Below are 17988 nucleotides of genomic sequence, written 5' to 3'. Positions count from 1 at the left end.
ACTCTTGCGGTTAGGGTAAGGAGTTGATTATATTTGTTTTTTTGTAGTTGGAGATGGGCTGTTGATATTGGCTAGATTGGAATCCACGCTAATTAAAAACCATAGCAGGTAATTTTTACAGTCGATTTAGAACGAACTTGTAGTTGTTACCAACCAGCTAGTCATCCGGTCTGATATTTATTGACCAGCTGGAAACACTAGTTACTCAATATCGAGCGCCTTTACACGAGATAGGATCTCATCGCTTAATTCACTGATCAGTACTCTAAGTTGTGATACTGAGTGGGGAAATCCATCTTGTTCAAGTGGTTTTGAGAAGTGAAAACGCGTGAGTTGTTTGGTCATTTGCTTATCATTGTTGGGCTGTAACCAGTAGTAGCCAGCCATCACTACCATCGACTCGTGAGTCGCAACAAAGTGATCGACTTGTATGCCAATGGTTACATCCGGTGCGTGTGCCATAGCGCTGCGAGTGTTAACAAATGCGAATTCGGAAGTCGCGGCATTTAGATCTTTTAATAATGCTTTTTGGATCCCTTTTTGTAGCGGCTCAGCCCATAAATGTTGTTTCGAATAGTACAATTGATGACTGGCCAATTGGATTGCCAAATTAGCTTGGGTGAGATAATCCGCAAGACCAATGTCTTGAATGGTAATGGTCACTCTCGGTATGTTTTGCTTAGAATGCGTGGCTTTAGGCTCAGCATTGTCTAATAAATAGTAGTCAAGGATGGCCACCGGTTTCGTTGAGCAACCGGCTAAAACCAACAATAATCCGATAATAACTGTCTTAATCATTAGCTTTCTCCTTGGCTTTTGGCTCAATAACGGGTTGGGTTCCATCAGCGAATATTAAACTATTGGGTGTTTGGTTCAGTTGTTGCAGCAGTGGTGTAAGCTGCTGCAAGGTTAATTGGAATGTATGCAGTGTAGACATCAATTCATCATGACTTTGCGAGCCTGCGGAGTAATCTTTGAGTAAGGCATCAACTGACTCAATTGCCTGATCAATTTTGGCGGTTGTTTGGCGGTCTTGAACGTCATTTAGTAAACCTTCTAATGAACTGGCTGTTTGTTTAAATGACAGCGCAGTTTGATTGAGCGTGGTTAATAGTGCATTCGCGTTATTCGCCATATCCTCGAAAGGAATACCATTGATCTTATCGAGCATATTAGTGACCTTTTCGGTAATTTGGGCGAATTCACCACTGGTTGTGGGGATCATGTCGTAGCCTAAAAATGTGTCAGCTGGAGGGGGAGGAAGACCTTCGTAGTGCTGCAGGTCAACGTATAAACCACCGGTTAATATATTGCCAATTTTTAATGATGCCCGCAGACCTTGTTCAACCCAATGCAATATTTGTGCTCTGACGAATTCGACGCCTTGACGGCTATCCGGTTGCTGTACTCTGCTGGGTTGAATCGTAATTAATATTGGGATCGCATAACCCTCATCTAACAAACGGTCATTGGCAGGGCTTGGCAGGTTAATATCTAACACCTTACCAATTTCTAGACCTCGGTATTCAACCGGTGCGCCAACTGTTAGGCCGCGTATTGTGTCTTTGATCAATACCACAAAGTTGACGCCTAGCTTGTAGCGTTCATTTGAGGCACTTTCGTAATCACGGTAGATGTCAAAATACGCACGTTCGGTAATTTGTTTTCCGGCTGCCATTCCCTGTGGAATACCAAAGGTGACCCCGTTGGTCAGCATGGTTTCCAAGCTACCTGTTTGTACTTCAATACCGTTAGCGGCTAATTCAAACCTTACGCCACTGGTATTCCAAAACTTTGTGTTTTCAGTGATTAAGCGGTGATAAGGCGCCTCGATAAACGCATTGTAATATACAATTCGCTCTTCTAAATTGAAGTAAATGTCTTCAAACTCACCGACTTTTAGTCCTTTATAAATTATCGGATCGCCGGCTTTGAAGGCGAATTCAGCGTTGCTATTTAAGGTAATTTGTAAACCTGGGGTACCCGCGGGAGTGACTGGCGGGTTGTCCAAGGCGACAAATTGAGTAACAGGATCGCCATTTCCACAAGACCGCTGCTTGGCACAGTTCGTTTCTTTGGCACTGGCTTCCATTGTGATATAAGGACCTGACAACAGTGTGCTGAGACCTGATACGCCGCTTAGGGATACGCGGGGTCTGACCAACCAAAAATTACTGTCGGCTTTTAGCAAATGTGCAGAATTTGGCTCAATTCGCGCGGTCACTATAACCCCACTTAAGTCATCTTTGAGTGCCACTTTTTTCACCATGCCAATTTTGACATCTTTGGTTTTAATGGCGGTTTTATCTGCTTCTATGCCGGTTGCCGAAGTAAATTCAATGGTAATCAGGGGGCCTTGATTAGACCATTGGTAATACACCATCCATATGCCAATAGACAGGGCCAAAAATGGGATCAGCCAAATACGCGATATCTTCTGTGAATTTTCGATAACAGCATCTTGCGGCTCTGATTTTTGTGTCGTACTTTCGTTCATACTGAACCCACCGAATTTCTCCAAATTAAACGCGTATCAAATGTCATCGCTGCGAGCATGGTTAAAACAACGACCCCACAAAAGGCAATCGCAGCGGGGCCAGGAAGTATGCTCATGGTATTACCCAGCTGAATTAAGCTGACCAACACGGCCACAACAAACACATCGACCATTGACCAGCGACCAATAAACTCAGTCACTCGATACCAAAAAATGCGTTCATTGTGTTTGCTATCTATATTGCGCTGCACTGAATAATTAAGCCAAGTCAGTATTACCAGCTTACCCACCGGTACCACTACACTGGCAATAAAAATGATCGCCGCAATGGGGTAGGATCCTGACTGCCATAATAAAATCACGCCCCCCAAAATAGTACTGGGTTCTTCGCTACCAAGAAATCGGGTGTTCATTATTGGTAACAGATTAGCTGGAATATATAGGAGCATTGATGTGATCAACAATGCCCATGTCCGTTGAATACTGTTTGATGGTCGAATAGGGGGAGTCCCTAACTTTTGTTCAGCTACTGTTAGAAACAGCTGATGTTTGTCGGTATACACAAAGGTGGCGCTCATACAAAGGGTGAATCCGATATAAGCGTAAAACGACAAGCCCACACTAATATCGGCCATTGAACTGATTTTTATTAAACTGACCAAAACACCAATGAGAAAAATTTCTGCCATGCTCCAAGGGATCAAAGCAAATATTATGGTTAATATACTTTTGCTGTTGGCAAGTCGAAAGCCAAGCTGAATCGGCACTAAAGCCAGCAGAAGGCCAAATAATACAATCGCTGGAAACACCACTATGGATAACATTTGAATGATTGCGAGAAACATATAGTCATGTTCAATCAACACATCTAAACCAGAGATAATACCAATTGACTGTTGTTGCCCGTTCGCGCTGAAGCCTAAAAATTCAAAGGGCAGTGAAAATCCCAAAAAAATCAGCGCGCTAAGCGCAAACGCGATCACCCGTGGAATTGCTTGATTGTTGTGTCGAGTAAGCACAAATCCACAGCGCGGGCATTTGGCTTTTTGGCGGTTTTCTAGCTGCGGCACGCAAACCTTATTCTCACATTCATGACACACCACAGTGCTTTCATGTTGTTGGTGGGGGGCGAGGCTAGCCATGTTAAGATACTGTCCTTCGTGTGGTTTAGGTGTTGTGTCGAGCTTTTACAAAAGTGTCAACCGCAACATCGATATCATTTTCCGTGGTTGCCCAAGAGCAAATACTGACACGGATCACATCATCACCTTGCCATTTTGCCGGGCCACACCATGTAACGCCAGATTGCTGAATGTTAACTAACGTTTGTTGGGTCTGCTGATCGTTATCACAGCGCAATAATACCTGATTAAACTCCACATCGTTAATTACCCTGAACCCGCCTAAACGGATTTTTTTAGCGAAATATAAGGCTCTATGGTGCAACAACTCGACGAGTTCAGCAATGCCTTGGCGACCTAGATAGGCCATGCAGGCCCACAATTCGACGCCCCTAGCCCGGCGAGACATATCGGGCGTAAACATCATGCTATCGCGATCACCACTATGTTGAATATAGGAGCCTTGCTGATGCAATGCATGGGTTATTGCCGGCTGGTCGTCGCATAATACAATGCCACAATCATAAGGTGTATTCAGGGTTTTATGGCCATCCACTGACCATGAATTGGCGTGTTCTACGCCATCTGTTAGCCTAGCAAATTCAGGCGACGCAGCAGCCCACAAGCCAAAGGCTCCGTCTACGTGTACCCAAGCGTTGGCTCTTTTGGCAATTGGCATGATCTGCTTAAAATGATCAAATGTGCCGGTACAGACATTGCCAGCTTGTAACACCAGAATACAGCTAGCATCTAATTCCGGTAGGTTATCAACCTGCATTCGGCCTTGTTGATCACAGTCAATCCATTCAATATTTTGTTGCCCAAAGCCTAATAAATTCAACATTTTGATGACGGTACCGTGCGTTTGCCGACCCAGTATAATACGTAGTTTGGGTGCACCAAATACACCATGGTTTTCGATATCCCAATTTAACCGGGTTAATTGTCGATAGCGTGCCGCTGCTAGCCCACATAAGCTGGCAACTGAGGTGCCTGTAACTAATCCGGCGACTGTTCCTGCGGGTAAATTAAACAGCTGCTTGAGCCATTTTTCGCATTGGGCTTCTAATGTTGCAGCAATAGGTGACATGACATACAACGCGGCGTTTTGATCCCATGTATCAGCTAACCAGCGAGCAGCTCTACCAATGGGTAAAACGCCACCGTTGACGAATCCGTAATAGCGCCCACCACCGTAATGCACGGTATTTGGGCCTCCTTTTAATGCCAGTTGATTGAGAATATGTTCTGCATCACCGGTTTTGTCTGGTAAGTCATGCTCAAACGCACTGAGCAAATCCAATGCACTTTGTTTTGGAAACGCCGGTGCTTGCGGTGCTTGCTGTAAATATTGATAGGAAAAGTCGGCCGCTTGCCTTAGCAGTTTGCCGTTTTGTTGCTGCAAAAATAATTGGCGTTGAAGTTCAGACATGGTGTTCATTTTTAAAAATACCTAATGTTACGTTAGCATCAATGTCTATTTTTAGGCATAAAAAAAGCCATCTTTTTGATGGCTTTTTTGATTTGGTAACGGCAGTTGGTTTAGTAGTTTGCATTTCCTGGTGTGCGAGGGAAGGGGATCACATCGCGCACGTTTTGCATACCAGTAACATAGGCAACTAGACGTTCAAAGCCCAGTCCAAAACCGGCGTGTGGCACAGTACCATAACGACGTAAGTCTCTATACCAACTGTAATCTTCTTTATCCAATCCCATGGCTTCTAAACGCTGATCGAAGACATCAAGACGTTCTTCACGTTGCGAACCGCCAATGATTTCACCAATGCCAGGGGCTAACACATCCATTGCTGCGACGGTTTTTCCGTCATCGTTAATGCGCATGTAAAATGCTTTAATGTCTTTAGGATAGTTCTGCATAATGATCGGTGCACCAATGTGCTCTTCAGCTAAGTAACGTTCGTGCTCAGAAGACAAATCAACGCCCCATTCCACAGGGAATTCGAATTTCTTACCGCAGTTTTTTAGGATCTCAATGGCGTCAGTGTAATTCATTCTAACGAAATCTTGAGAAATCACCTTTTCAAGACGCTCCACGGCACCTTTATTGACATGTTGTGCAAAAAACTTCATGTCATCCGCGCGTTCTTCCAACACGGCTTTGAGCACGTATTTAAGCAAGTCTTCAGCAAGCTGAGCGATATCAGACAAATCGGCAAAAGCCACTTCCGGCTCGATCATCCAAAATTCAGCCAAGTGACGGCTGGTATTTGAATTCTCTGCTCTAAAGGTAGGGCCAAAGGTATACACCTTAGACAGGGCGGTACAATAGGTTTCAACGTTCAATTGGCCTGAAACCGTAAGGTAGGTCTCTTTACCGAAGAAATCTTCGGAGTAGTCCACTTCACCTTTATCAGTCTTCGGAATGTTAGTCATATCTAAGGTCGAAACACGAAACATTTCGCCAGCACCTTCAGTATCACTAGCAGTCAAAATAGGCGTGCTGATCCAAAAATAACCTTGTTCGTGGAAGAAGCGATGAATTGCCTGGGACAAACAGTTTCTGACCCGAGTTACGGCGCCGATAATGTTAGTGCGCGGACGTAAATGGGCATGTTCGCGCAAATATTCAATGCTGTGGCGCTTAGGGGACATAGGGTAGGTGTCTGGATTTTCAACCCAGCCAAGAATATCGATATTAATCGCTTGAATTTCGATTGCTTGGCCTTGACCCTGAGACTCTTTTACTTCTCCGGTTACCGCAATTGAGCATCCGGTAGTCAGTTTTTGAACGTCAGCGTAGTTTGCGATGTCATTGAGTGCCACAACTTGAATTGCATCGAAGCAACTTCCGTCATGCAAATTGATAAACGACAATCCAGCCTTAGAATCTCGTCTCGTTCTTACCCAACCTTTGATAACTAGCTTCTCTCCAATCGGAAATTTGCCAGCTAAAACGTCAACTACTGGGGCGTGCGCCATTGATATTCTCCACTACTGCAGGGGGTGCCTGCGTTCTTTTAATTGATAAAACACCCTATAACTGTAGACACTACATTGTACTCGCTAGATGAAATAGCGTTAATGCTCTACAGTAGGTATTGTATGTAACTATGTTGTCATCGTTTACCGCTACTTTGACAAAGTGTGTAATCTTACTTGGCTACGGTAGAGACTCAAGTAAAAATAGGTGTTAAAGCGACATTATGACCGAACAATTACCTTGGCAAGGCGAAAATCGCCGAAAAACTCGCCGAAGTCACGATAAATTTTATCAAATTGTGTTGATATTGAATATTGTTGCTTGGGTTGTTTTTATCGCTGCACTGGTAGTATTCCATTATGCACGCCCTGAGCTCATCTCTGGAGTTCAGCAATTTTGGGGGATGGATGGGCGTCAAGATTGGTCTCAATCGTTGAGTTTTTACCTATTGATACTGTTGAGTCTGTGCACATCACTCAGCCTTTGCGTTTTAGTATTGCGGCGTTTGCGAAATCGCCGACAAAACGATTACTTTGGTATTAATGTGGTGATCCTGCTGGTGATCAGCATCACTGTACTTATTTGGATACTATCCGATATGCAAATTTAGCATTTTGCGGAGCCTTGTATTGCATCTAATCCCAATTTAATCGCATCAATCAGCCTGATCAGCTGTGCTGGCTCAATGATAAACGGCGGCATTATGTAAATCAGTTTGCCAAAGGGGCGGATCCACACCCCTTGCTCAACGAAGATTTTTTGTAGTTTCGCCACATTAACCGCTTGCTTACATTCAACGACGCCGATGGCACCCAAGACGCGCGTATCCTGTACCGCGGGATGTGACTTTAATGCTAGCAAGTTTTGCTTTAAAACGGTTTCAATCTCGCTGACTTGCGCTGGCCAATGGTTTTTTTCAATCAACTCGATACTTGCAATGGCCACTGAACAGGCCAAAGGATTACCCATATAGGTTGGTCCATGCATAAACACACCGGGGTCGCCGGCACACACACCTAAGGCCACATCCTCGCTGCATAAGGTTGCCGCCAGTGTCAGGTACCCCCCCGTCAACGCTTTGCCAAGACACATGATGTCAGGACTAATATGTGCATGATCGCAGGCAAATAATTTACCAGTTCGGCCAAAGCCCGTGGCAATTTCATCACAGATCAACAAGATATTGTGTTCATCACATAACTGGCGGCAGCGCTTAAGATACTCAGGATGATATATGCGCATGCCGCCAGCACCTTGCACTATGGGTTCAATGATCAACGCTGCCACTTCGTGTTTATGGGCGATGATCAGCTCGATAAGTGGAGCAATGTCGTCTTCGTTCCAAGGCTGATCAAAGCGAGTCTGAGGCGCAGGAGCGAATAATTGCGTACTTAACACAGAGTTAAATAGACTGTGCATGCCATTGACGGGATCACATACCGACATGGCTGCGAAAGTATCACCGTGATAACCATTACGTGGTGAAATGAAGCGATGCTTTTCAGGGCTGCCCTGACAAGCCCAATATTGCACCGCCATTTTCATTGCAACTTCAACTGCAACCGAACCTGAGTCGGCTAAAAAGACACGTTCAAGTCCAGCAGGCGTCATATCGACTAGCTTTCGACATAAATCAATCGCCGGAGCGTGGGTTAAGCCACCGAACATCACATGCGACATTTTGCTCAGTTGCTGAGTTGCAGCTGTATTTAAATGAGGGTGGTTATAGCCATGAATTGCTGCCCACCAAGATGACATTCCATCAATCAACTGCCTACCATCTGTGAGTTCCAACATAACACCCTCAGCCCGCTCTACCTCGTAACAAGGCAATGGGTTGACTGCGGATGTATAAGGATGCCAGATATGTTTTTGGTCAAATGCGAGATTAGGTAACTCTTTGCTGTTCAAAAAATGCTCACTTGTAAGTCTGTTGAAGTGGTACGAGTTGACAATGGGTGATTGCGGCTTAGACTAAGCCAACAAAATTAGATAGTAAAGGATCATATATGACGAGCGAAGCAGTTTCACCATCCCTAGGAAAGGTTAGGCACGATTGGACATTAAGCCAAGTAAATGCTCTTTTTGATATGCCTTTCAACGATTTATTGTTTAAAGCCCAAGTCGTTCATCGCCAGCATTTTGATCCTAACTACGTGCAAGTCAGCACCTTACTGTCGATTAAAACCGGTGCCTGCCCGGAAGATTGTAAATATTGTCCACAGAGCGCGCGCTACGACACGGGGTTGGAAAAAGAACGCTTGTTGGAAATTGAAAAAGTTATTCAAAGAGCCAAAGAAGCCAAAGCCACAGGTTCAACACGTTTTTGTATGGGCGCCGCATGGCGTAATCCGAAAGACCGAGACCTACCCTATGTGATTGATATGGTGAAAGAAGTTAAAAAGCTTGGACTTGAAACCTGCATGACGCTAGGTATGTTAACCCGTGATCAGGCGATTGCACTTAAACAAGCGGGTCTTGATTACTACAATCACAATCTAGACACCTCCCCAGAATATTACGGTGATGTGATCACCACACGGACTTACCAAGATCGCTTGGATACCTTGCAAAACGTGCGTGACGCGGGAATGAACGTATGTTCAGGTGGTATAGTCGGAATGGGCGAAAATGCCGCAGATCGTTCTGGATTGTTGATGCAATTAGCCAATTTAGAGCATCACCCTGAAAGTGTGCCGATCAATATGTTGGTTAAAGTCAAAGGCACACCGATGGAAAACGTCGATGACCTAGAGCCATTCGAATTTGTCCGCACTATTGCTGTGGCACGCATCATGATGCCAAAATCCTTTGTGCGTCTGTCTGCGGGAAGAGAAGCAATGAACGAACAGATGCAAGCAATGTGTTTTATGGCAGGCGCTAATTCTATTTTTTACGGCTGTAAACTGCTTACTACCTCTAACCCAGAAACCCATGAAGACGTGATGTTGTTTAAAAAGTTGGGCATCAACTCCAAGCAAACTCGTGAGTTTTCCGATGAAGCACATGAAGCGGCGCTGTTGGAGGAAATTCAGTCGGAGCAAAGTGCGGAACCTGAGCTGTTTTACGATGCCAGTAAAGCATCAACTAATGTTGCTGAAACGACGCGTTAAGCAGTGGCGTTTGAGTTTATACCGCGTTCGTTAGAGCAACGTAGACAACAACATTTATTACGAAACCCGGTGATGGTTGACTCTTCTGTGGGCGCAATTATCACTGTGCAAAACCGACATTATCTGAATTTCTCAAGTAATGATTATTTAGGCCAAAGGCAAAGCCAACAGGTAATGCAGGCCTGGGTTGAAGGGATTGCTGAATATGGTGTCGGCAGTGGCTCTTCGCCGCTGGTGACCGGGCACACCAAGTCACATCAACAACTCGAAGATTATCTCGCAGACCAATTGAACCGAGATAGAGCCTTGTTATTCAGTTCAGGGTTTGCCGCTAATCAAGCGATTACGCAAGCGCTCTTGCACAAAGATGCGGATGTGATCAGTGACAAACTTATGCATGCCTCTTTTATCGATGGTGCAATGCATAGTGATGCGCGGTTTCGTCGATTTAGGCACAACGATTTAGATCATCTTGATGGGCTATTAGGCGCCAAACAACACGACACACTGGTCGCCACTGAAGGCGTATTTAGTATGGACGGTGACGACGGCGAATTAGCTAAGATAAGTCAACGTTGTGTCGAACATGATGCTTGGTTGATGGTAGATGATGCGCATGGCATAGGTGTTAGGGGAAAAACGGGATTAGGTAGCATCCAAGATAGTGGATTGAGTCAACATCAGGTGCCGATTGTGATGGGGACCTTTGGCAAGGCCATTGGCACTGCGGGTGCTTTTATCGCAGGCTCGGATGATCTGATTAGCTATTTGATCAATTTTGCCAAGCACTACATCTACAGTACGGCGATGCCGCCAGCGCTAGCACATGCGACCTTAGTCAGTTTTCAGCAAATTGCCGACGCACAACAACAACAAAAACTAATGAGTCACATTGCACGTTTTCAACGCTTGTGCAATCAAGCGAAGATCCCCGTGATGGCATCAAATAGTGCTATTCAGCCGGTTATCATCGGTGATCCACAACGCTGTACGCAAGTTAGTGAAAAACTAAAACAATTGGGAATTTGGGTCTCGCCGATCCGCTATCCAACCGTGTCTAAACATACCGATCGCTTACGAATAACGCTCAGCGCCAGTCATCATGATGCTGATATTGACGCACTCGTGGATGGTCTAGCGTTAGCATTGACTCCCACTAGCCAGAGTCAGTGAGCAATATGGTATTAACTAGAAAACAGCGGATCGCCCAACAATTTGGTAAATCTGCCAAACGATACGACCATGCTGCGCAGGTGCAAGCTGATATTGGCTTTGATGCCTTACAAAACGTACCTATGCAAGGAAATCGAGCACTAGATATTGGTTGTGGTACTGGACGTTTAACTAAGATCCTCGCTCAACGGTTTCAATCTGTGTGTGCCATTGACTTATCTGCTGGGATGATAGAGCAGGCGAGTATTAATAATGCTGCAAGTACGAATATAGACTTTAGCGTCGCTGATGCTGAGTCAATTCCATTTGGCGATAGTCATTTTGATTTCGTGTTTTCAAGTATGGTATTGCAATGGTGTGATCCTATATCTAACAGTTTTCAACAAGCTTATCGTGTCCTCAAGCCCGGCGGTAGAGGCGTCATCGCATTACTCAGTGAAGGCTCTATGCATGAACTAAAGTCAGTTTGGCATGCGCTTGGCGAATCAAAACGGGTCAATACGTTTTACCATCACCAGCATTTGGTTGATGAGATCCAGCAGGTGGGTTTTGTCCTTGAACATCAGCAAAAGCGTTATATAACCTATCATGCCGATACGATGTCGCTGCTCAACAGTGTTCGCCATGTGGGAGCCAGTGCAATTCCTAAAGAGACGGGAGGGGCGATGTTAACGCGCGAGAGTATCCGCCAAATGGACAAGGTGTTCGTCGCTAATTTTGGTCATCATCAAGCATTACCCTTAACTTACAATGTCAGCTTTCTGAGAGTGACTAAACCATCATGACCCAATCACTGTTTATTACTGCAACCGATACCGATGCTGGGAAGACCTTGATCGCTCAGAGTATTCTGCGCTTAGCTAACGCTAAAGGGAAAACGACCTTAGGCTACAAACCAATATCTGCGGGCTGTCAGCAAACGGCCAATGGTTTGCGCAATGAAGATGCGGAGATTTTGCAGCAACAAGCGACCTTGTCAGTGGCATACGAGCAAGTGAATCCGATTGCGTTTGTTGACCCCGTGGCACCGCACTTAGCTGCGCAAAAATGTGGTGAAACGATTGAACTGTCGCAAATTCAAAGAGGTTATCAGAGTTTATTTGAGCTTGGCGCTGATTTATTAGTTGTAGAAGGCGCTGGTGGTTGGCGCTTACCCTTAGGTCAAGGGATGTTTCTGTCAGACTTTGTGCGTGACGCACAAATCCCTGTTGTGTTGGTCGTTGGTTTGAAGTTGGGATGTTTAAATCATGCTTTGCTGACATATCAAGCGCTGTTGCATGATGGCGTCAACGTGGTTGGCTGGATTGCTAATCAGATTGATCCAGATATGTTGTATTTGCAGAGCAACATAGATGCTCTGCATGATTTGATCGGCGTGCCTTGTTTAGGTGTCGTTCCCTACCTTAAGTCGTCGCAGTCACCGGATAGCTATATCAATATCAATATGCTCTTCGAAGACTAGTTCTGTTGAGTTAGTAGGTTGGCAAGATCGTCATCTTTACTAATCTCAGTGACTGTCTTGCCTAAAAATACCACTGCTTTGTGTTCACCGATTAATGACAAAATGCCGTTTTGATAAAGCAACGCACTGCCTTCTCGAATGCCGACCACTGGGGTGGTGGGGTTTAACACACAAAACTCGGTGATCCGTTGTGCCCGAGTTTCACCATTGTGTCCTGGCGGTTGATAATCAGAATAATGCGGATTCAATTGGATAGGTAAAAAACCCATTGCAGCAAAAGATTGAGGTTCAATAATAGGCATGTCGTTGGTGGTTTTAATCGACAAACCACAAATATTAGAGCCCGCGCTCCAGCCAATGTACGGACAACCTCGTTGCACGACGTCTTGGATCGCAGGCAATATTTGCTGAACCTGTAATTGATAAAGGAGATTAAAAGTATTACCACCGCCTACTAAAATAGCGTCTGCTGATTGTACTGCTTCGATGGGATCGGCAAAAGTATGGATACCGGTAACATTTAACGCAGGTAACGCTTGTTGCACTTTGTCAGTGTATTCATCCCACGACATGGTCACGCCGGCATAGGGAACAAAAAGTACGGACTTGATATCGTCTAAAAAAGGTAAAATTCGGTGTTTTGCTCCTTCAAGATAGTCTTCATCATGACTTCGAGAGCTACTGAGCATTAAAATTCGTTTATCTGACATTTTTTTTTCAATTTCCAAATTATCGCTAGACGCAGCAACATTGCTGGTTAGAATGGTGTGTAGGATAAGAGAATAAAAATAGGGTTACAACTTAATGGCTGAAACAATTCGTTCTGTTCTGTTTGTGTGCTTAGGCAATATTTGTCGCTCCCCCAGCGCCGAGGCTGTGTTTCGCCATAAAGCTGATCAACAACGACTTTTTATTGAAATTGATTCTGCTGGCACACAAGGATATCACACTGGTAGCCCGCCAGATGAGCGCTCTGTTGCAGCTGGCCAGTCGCGGGGATATAGTTTTGAAGGTATAACCTGTCGCAAAGTGACTAAACAGGACTTCGAATATTTTGATTTGATCATAGCTATGGACGAAGTCAATCTGCGCCATTTGCAAAGTGAATCACCTGATGATTACCATCATAAAATTCATATGTTTATGTCCTTTTCAAGTTTCGAAGAAGAAACCGTTCCGGATCCCTATTATGGCGGGAAAAAAGGATTTGAATACGTGCTTGATCTTATTGAGGACGCATCTGATGGGCTGATTAAACATATAACGTCCAAATAGCAACAGTAAACAGCTTGTTTAATCTTGCGTTAGTCCATACAGGCATAGGATAGCGCGTAAAACGATTGATCATTGCGCTTATTCCCCGTACCTTTCCAGAGATAGCAGTTTTATTTTCAACCATTCGCATTTAAGTAAAAGTAAGGAATCAGAGTGAGTCAATGGCAACCCGATAGCTGGAGAGAAAAACCCATCCAGCAACAGCCCACTTATCAAGATCAGGCATTGTTGAGAAACGTTGAAAATACCTTACAACACTATCCACCTTTGGTATTTGCACAAGAAACGCGCCAGCTCTACAAGCAGTTAGGAGATGTTGCAGAAGGTAAAGGTTTTTTGTTGCAAGGCGGCGATTGTGCCGAGTCGTTCAACGAATTTAATGCCCCCAAGATCCGTGATACTTTTAAAGTCATACTGCAAATGGCAATAGTCCTGACCTACGCCGGTAAGTGTCCGGTAACTAAGGTTGCCAGAATGGCAGGACAATACGCAAAACCGCGCTCTAGCGATATGGAAACGATTGATGGTGTGTCTTTGCCCAGCTACCGCGGAGACATTATTAATAGTTTTGAATTTACCCCTGAAGCGAGACACCCTGATCCTAACCGCATGATCGAGGCATACCATAGAGGCGCATCAACACTGAATTTATTGCGTGCCTTTGCTCAAGGTGGATTAGCTGATTTGCATCAGGTTAATCGCTGGAATATGACCTTTTTAGAGAACAATCCGCTGCGTGAGCGTTATGAAGACATTGCCAATCGACTGCAAGATACATTGGAGTTTATGGATGTGATTGGAATTAATCACGCCAATAATGCTACTTTGCATGAAACTCATTTGTTTACCTCTCACGAAGCGTTGTTACTCAACTATGAGCAGGCGTTGACGCGCACCGACACCCTAACTGGGAAGCCTTATAATTGTTCAGCGCACATGGTGTGGATAGGCGAGCGTACTCGACAGTTAGATCATGCGCATATCGAATTTTTCCGTGGCATTCATAATCCCGTTGGGGTCAAGATTGGGCCGAGCATGGAAGAAGATGAATTGATTCGCCTTATTGATGTGTTAAACCCACAAAACGAAGCGGGCCGTTTGACCTTCATTACACGCATGGGCGCAGACAATCTTGAACAGAAGTTACCTAAATTGTTGCGTCGCGTGAAAGCTGAAGGGCGAAAAGTGGTGTGGAGTTCAGATCCCATGCACGGCAACACTAAAAAAGCCTCAAGCGGCTATAAAACCCGTAACTTTGACGATATTTTGCGCGAGATCCAGCAATTCTTCTCAGCCCATAACGCAGAAGGGACCCACGCCGGGGGAATTCATCTTGAGATGACTGGCCAGCACGTTACAGAGTGCACGGGCGGTGCTTATCAGATCAGCGATGATGATTTAGCACAGGCGTATAAAACCCAATGTGATCCTAGACTGAATGCCGATCAAGTATTAGAAATGGCATTTCTAGTCGCCGATCACTTAAAAGCGGCAAAGAAGTAGTGACGAATTGAAAATATCGGCTTAGTTTTCGATCGTTGCTCATTACCAAATGAGCAACACAAAACAGAGTCAAACCTTAAAAAGTCAACCAAGTGGTTGGCTTTTTTATTTCTGCTTCATGCCGCCGCGCTTTGCAATTCTCAACAATGTAATCTCACGTTGATGTGCGTTAGCGGCGCTCGGTTCTTGTGTACGCAAAGATAAGCTCAGTTTAAAATCGCTTAATCGAAAAATTACTCTAAACGCGAGCGTTAATCTGTGTCTTTGTTATTGCTGACAAGGTATACACAGACCGGCTTTTTTAGGCTTTGCGTTTATCCATCTCAACGACTTCGGCTTTTTCTTGCTCTAATACGGTGTTTGCATCAGTGCCTTTTAATAATTTACTGACCACGTCTTTGTTCTTAGATAGCAAGATAGTGAGTTCTTCAGTGACGTCTTTGCCAAGCTTGATGCCTTTTGCTTCGATATACGTGGCCAGGTTGTCGGCCACATCCAACATCTTGTCATATTGGTCAGCTGCTTTTTTATCAGTTGTCACTAGCTTCTCTTCTCCATTATGCTCAACGACATATTTCACGATAATCGCCATATCAAACCCTCTTTAATTAGTGTGAGATATCAATGTAGATTATTGCTGTATGAAAGTACAGTAATAATGTGGAGTTTTCTTAATAGCGAATGAATACTTACTTGAGAAAGGGAGAGTCAGCGTCAATGGTGATGTGATTGTCGGTAAATTCAAGCAGTGAGCGAGCCGTTAATGCCGGAACGCTCACCACTGTCGTTGTGAGGTTGTTTTTGCTTTTGACATGTTCTAGCAGCATACCAAAATCGCCATCACCGCTTAACAATATGACCTCATCAAGGACAGGGGCTTGATCTATGATATCAATGGTGATCCCCACATCCCAGTCGCCTTTTGCGGTGCCGTCATTACGTTGAATAAAGGGTTTAAGTTTGACATTAAAGCCGATGTGCCTAAGCGCATCCTGGAACTTAATTTGTTGATCGTCTCTTCTGGCAATGGCATACGCATTAGCGACAGTGATATCGCCACGCTCACTAAGATAAGACCACAGAGCACGATAGTTAAACGACGCTTGATGCTGCTGTCGGCAGGTATAGTAGATATTTTGTACATCGACAAATATGCCTAAACGCTTCATCTATGTTATCTCCGTGGTCATGTTTAAAGTAGTGACTAGGCGCGTGTTTTTTGGGCCAAGTAGTCTTCGTAGTTGCCTTTGAAGTCCACTATGCCTTGTTCAGTTATTTCCATGATCCTAGTTGCCAATGAAGATACAAATTCTCTATCGTGGCTGACAAAAAACAAGGTGCCTGGATAGTTTTCTAAGGCTAAATTAAGCGATTCAATGGATTCCATATCCAAGTGATTGGTTGGCTCATCCATTAACAAGATATTGGGGTTCTGCAGCATCAATTTGCCAAATATCATGCGGCCTTGCTCCCCACCCGATATGACTTTAACCGATTTGTTTATTTCCTTTTGAGAAAACAACAAGCGTCCTAAGGTACCACGAATAACCTGCTCGTCATCACCTTCATTGGCCCATTGATACATCCATTCTAGCAATGACATATCTTGTTCAAATTCGTGTGCGTGATCCTGGGCGTAGTAACCGATATTGGCATTTTCAGACCATTTTATCTCACCTGTATCTGCGGCTAAGTCGCCATATAAACAGCGTAGCAAACTGGTTTTACCCGCACCATTTGGACCGATAATGGCAACGCGTTCTCCCACTTCAACCATAAAATCTAAATCTTTAAACAGCGTGTGTTCGAATGATTTGCTCAAGCCTTCTACTTCGAGCGCCAAGCGGTGTAGCTTTTTCGTCTGTTCAAAGCGAATAAACGGGTTCTGACGACTTGACGGTTTGACTTCGTCGAGCTGAATTTTATCTATTTGTTTGGCCCGTGACGTGGCTTGCTTCGATTTAGACGCATTGGCTGAGAAGCGACTAACAAAGGTTCTCAGCTCCGCAATTTGCGCTTTTTTCTTGGCGTTTTCGGACAATAAGCGTTCTCTGGATTGTGTCGCTGCTGTCATGTATTCATCGTAGTTGCCTGGAAACAAACGCAACTCACCATAATCAAGATCTGCCATGTGAGTACAGACGCTGTTTAAAAAGTGACGATCGTGAGAAATGATGATCATGGTGCAGTTACGCGCATTGAGCGTGTCTTCCAACCAACGGATAGTGTCGATATCCAAGTTGTTGGTCGGCTCGTCTAACAGCATGATATCGGGATCGGAGAACAAGACTTGCGCCAATAACACGCGCAGTTTCCAGCCCGGTGCGACTTCGCTCATCGGGCCATAATGTAAGGCTTCTTCTATACCCACAGCAATAAGTAACTCGGCGGCGCGTGATTCCGCCGTGTAGCCGTCCATCTCGGCAAATTCTGACTCCAACTCAGCAGCACGAATACCGTCTGCTTCAGTCATCTCTGGATTAGCGTAGATAGCATCACGTTCTTGTTTAACGGCCCATAGCTCTTCGTGACCCATGATCACCGTGTCGATGACAGAGTATTGCTCAAAGGCGAACTGGTCTTGTTTTAATTTACCAATACGTTCGTTCGGATCTTTTGAAATATTGCCTGCAGAGGGCTCTAAATCACCACCCAATATTTTCATAAAGGTTGATTTACCGCAGCCATTAGCGCCAATCAGGCCGTATCGGTTTCCTTCACCGAATTTAACTGAAACGTTTTCAAACAGGGGTTTTGCACCAAACTGCATGGTGATATTGGCTGAAACTAACAAGATGATTTTCCTAACAAAAAGTGCTGTGCATAGCAGTGGATTAAATTTAGCGGCGGATTATGCCACAGATCCGACGTGAACCCCATATTAACCTGAACGATAGAATGGC

The 17988-nt window shown here is 44.7% G+C and carries 17 protein-coding genes; 7 read left to right on the top strand and 10 right to left on the bottom strand.

Annotation, left to right across the window (positions count from 1 at the left end; translation table 11 throughout):
• Positions 1–201 precede the first annotated feature (201 nt).
• From ABD036_RS02975 to asnS, 5 genes are all read right to left on the bottom strand, one after another.
• Positions 202–798, bottom strand: coding sequence for a PqiC family protein (locus ABD036_RS02975; protein WP_343856326.1), 597 nt, complete (start codon positions 796–798; stop codon positions 202–204).
• Complete coding sequence (gene pqiB / locus ABD036_RS02970; RefSeq protein ID WP_343856325.1) at positions 791–2497, bottom strand: intermembrane transport protein PqiB; 1707 nt, start codon at positions 2495–2497, stop codon at positions 791–793. The genes ABD036_RS02975 and pqiB overlap by 8 nt, the downstream gene beginning before the upstream one ends.
• Positions 2494–3639, bottom strand: coding sequence for a paraquat-inducible protein A (locus tag ABD036_RS02965; protein WP_343856324.1), 1146 nt, complete (start codon positions 3637–3639; stop codon positions 2494–2496). The genes pqiB and ABD036_RS02965 overlap by 4 nt, the downstream gene beginning before the upstream one ends.
• Positions 3640–3664: 25 nt before the next feature.
• A complete protein-coding gene (locus tag ABD036_RS02960) occupies positions 3665–5050 on the bottom strand; it encodes a pyridoxal phosphate-dependent decarboxylase family protein (protein WP_343856322.1) in 1386 nt (461 codons plus the stop codon).
• A 110-nt stretch (positions 5051–5160) separates the two neighbouring features.
• Positions 5161–6558 (bottom strand): asparagine--tRNA ligase, encoded by a 1398-nt coding sequence (asnS, locus tag ABD036_RS02955; RefSeq protein ID WP_343856321.1) that lies wholly within the window; start codon positions 6556–6558, stop codon positions 5161–5163.
• A gap of 224 nt (positions 6559–6782) precedes the next feature.
• Between asnS and ABD036_RS02950 the strand changes: the two genes are divergently transcribed.
• The gene (locus ABD036_RS02950; protein ID WP_343856319.1) at positions 6783–7169 is read left to right on the top strand and encodes a hypothetical protein; all 387 of its coding nucleotides are present in this window, start codon (positions 6783–6785) and stop codon (positions 7167–7169) included.
• On the opposite strand, the gene bioA is transcribed toward ABD036_RS02950, so the two are convergent.
• A complete protein-coding gene (gene bioA, locus ABD036_RS02945) occupies positions 7166–8470 on the bottom strand; it encodes an adenosylmethionine--8-amino-7-oxononanoate transaminase (RefSeq protein ID WP_343856317.1) in 1305 nt (434 codons plus the stop codon). The genes ABD036_RS02950 and bioA overlap by 4 nt on opposite strands.
• Positions 8471–8568: 98 nt before the next feature.
• On the opposite strand from bioA, the gene bioB reads away from it, so the two are divergent.
• The 4 genes from bioB to bioD are packed head-to-tail and all read left to right on the top strand — an operon-like array spanning position 8569 to position 12307.
• On the top strand, positions 8569–9672 hold the full coding sequence (gene bioB, locus ABD036_RS02940) for a biotin synthase BioB (RefSeq protein ID WP_343856315.1): 1104 nt from the start codon (positions 8569–8571) through the stop codon (positions 9670–9672).
• Positions 9673–9675: 3 nt separating this feature from the next.
• Positions 9676–10845, top strand: a complete 1170-nt coding sequence (locus ABD036_RS02935; RefSeq protein WP_343856314.1) for an aminotransferase class I/II-fold pyridoxal phosphate-dependent enzyme — start codon at positions 9676–9678, stop codon at positions 10843–10845.
• Between the two features lie 5 nt (positions 10846–10850).
• Complete coding sequence (locus ABD036_RS02930) at positions 10851–11630, top strand: methyltransferase domain-containing protein (RefSeq protein WP_343856312.1); 780 nt, start codon at positions 10851–10853, stop codon at positions 11628–11630.
• The gene (gene bioD, locus ABD036_RS02925; protein WP_343856310.1) at positions 11627–12307 is read left to right on the top strand and encodes a dethiobiotin synthase; all 681 of its coding nucleotides are present in this window, start codon (positions 11627–11629) and stop codon (positions 12305–12307) included. Before ABD036_RS02930 ends, bioD begins: the two co-directional genes overlap by 4 nt.
• On the opposite strand, the gene pepE is transcribed toward bioD, so the two are convergent.
• Entirely contained in the window at positions 12304–13017 is a 714-nt protein-coding gene (pepE, locus tag ABD036_RS02920; RefSeq protein ID WP_343856308.1) for a dipeptidase PepE, read from the bottom strand. The two genes, bioD and pepE, sit on opposite strands and share 4 nt — an antisense overlap.
• A 94-nt stretch (positions 13018–13111) precedes the next feature.
• Between pepE and ABD036_RS02915 the strand changes: the two genes are divergently transcribed.
• Both ABD036_RS02915 and ABD036_RS02910 read left to right on the top strand, forming a co-directional pair.
• A complete protein-coding gene (locus tag ABD036_RS02915) occupies positions 13112–13582 on the top strand; it encodes a low molecular weight protein-tyrosine-phosphatase (RefSeq protein WP_343856307.1) in 471 nt (156 codons plus the stop codon).
• 153 nt (positions 13583–13735) lie between these two features.
• Positions 13736–15085 (top strand): class II 3-deoxy-7-phosphoheptulonate synthase, encoded by a 1350-nt coding sequence (locus ABD036_RS02910; protein ID WP_343856306.1) that lies wholly within the window; start codon positions 13736–13738, stop codon positions 15083–15085.
• A gap of 301 nt (positions 15086–15386) precedes the next feature.
• On the opposite strand, the gene ABD036_RS02905 is transcribed toward ABD036_RS02910, so the two are convergent.
• The 3 genes from ABD036_RS02905 to ABD036_RS02895 form a co-directional block, all read right to left on the bottom strand.
• A complete protein-coding gene (locus ABD036_RS02905; protein WP_343856305.1) occupies positions 15387–15677 on the bottom strand; it encodes a YebG family protein in 291 nt (96 codons plus the stop codon).
• 97 nt (positions 15678–15774) lie between these two features.
• Positions 15775–16254, bottom strand: coding sequence for a LabA-like NYN domain-containing protein (locus tag ABD036_RS02900; RefSeq protein WP_343856302.1), 480 nt, complete (start codon positions 16252–16254; stop codon positions 15775–15777).
• A 35-nt stretch (positions 16255–16289) separates the two neighbouring features.
• A complete protein-coding gene (locus tag ABD036_RS02895; RefSeq protein WP_343856301.1) occupies positions 16290–17879 on the bottom strand; it encodes an ABC-F family ATPase in 1590 nt (529 codons plus the stop codon).
• Positions 17880–17988 lie beyond the last annotated feature (109 nt).

The sequence above is a fragment of the Aliiglaciecola litoralis genome, from assembly GCF_039523355.1.
GTDB lineage: Bacteria > Pseudomonadota > Gammaproteobacteria > Enterobacterales > Alteromonadaceae > Aliiglaciecola > Aliiglaciecola litoralis.
This window is presented reverse-complemented; position numbering and strand designations above follow the sequence as displayed.

Excerpts from the sequence above, each read along its gene's own strand:
- bioD (WP_343856310.1), top strand. The coding sequence starts at position 11,627 with ATGACCCAATCACTGTTTATTACTGCAACCGATACCGATGCTGGGAAG.
- ABD036_RS02915 (WP_343856307.1), top strand. The coding sequence starts at position 13,112 with ATGGCTGAAACAATTCGTTCTGTTCTGTTTGTGTGCTTAGGCAATATT.
- ABD036_RS02930 (WP_343856312.1), top strand. The coding sequence starts at position 10,851 with ATGGTATTAACTAGAAAACAGCGGATCGCCCAACAATTTGGTAAATCT.
- pqiB (WP_343856325.1), bottom strand. The coding sequence starts at position 2,497 with ATGAACGAAAGTACGACACAAAAATCAGAGCCGCAAGATGCTGTTATC.
- ABD036_RS02950 (WP_343856319.1), top strand. The coding sequence starts at position 6,783 with ATGACCGAACAATTACCTTGGCAAGGCGAAAATCGCCGAAAAACTCGC.
- ABD036_RS02975 (WP_343856326.1), bottom strand. The coding sequence starts at position 798 with ATGATTAAGACAGTTATTATCGGATTATTGTTGGTTTTAGCCGGTTGC.
- ABD036_RS02900 (WP_343856302.1), bottom strand. The coding sequence starts at position 16,254 with ATGAAGCGTTTAGGCATATTTGTCGATGTACAAAATATCTACTATACC.
- pepE (WP_343856308.1), bottom strand. The coding sequence starts at position 13,017 with ATGTCAGATAAACGAATTTTAATGCTCAGTAGCTCTCGAAGTCATGAT.
- bioB (WP_343856315.1), top strand. The coding sequence starts at position 8,569 with ATGACGAGCGAAGCAGTTTCACCATCCCTAGGAAAGGTTAGGCACGAT.
- ABD036_RS02965 (WP_343856324.1), bottom strand. The coding sequence starts at position 3,639 with ATGGCTAGCCTCGCCCCCCACCAACAACATGAAAGCACTGTGGTGTGT.
- ABD036_RS02960 (WP_343856322.1), bottom strand. The coding sequence starts at position 5,050 with ATGTCTGAACTTCAACGCCAATTATTTTTGCAGCAACAAAACGGCAAA.
- asnS (WP_343856321.1), bottom strand. The coding sequence starts at position 6,558 with ATGGCGCACGCCCCAGTAGTTGACGTTTTAGCTGGCAAATTTCCGATT.
- ABD036_RS02905 (WP_343856305.1), bottom strand. The coding sequence starts at position 15,677 with ATGGCGATTATCGTGAAATATGTCGTTGAGCATAATGGAGAAGAGAAG.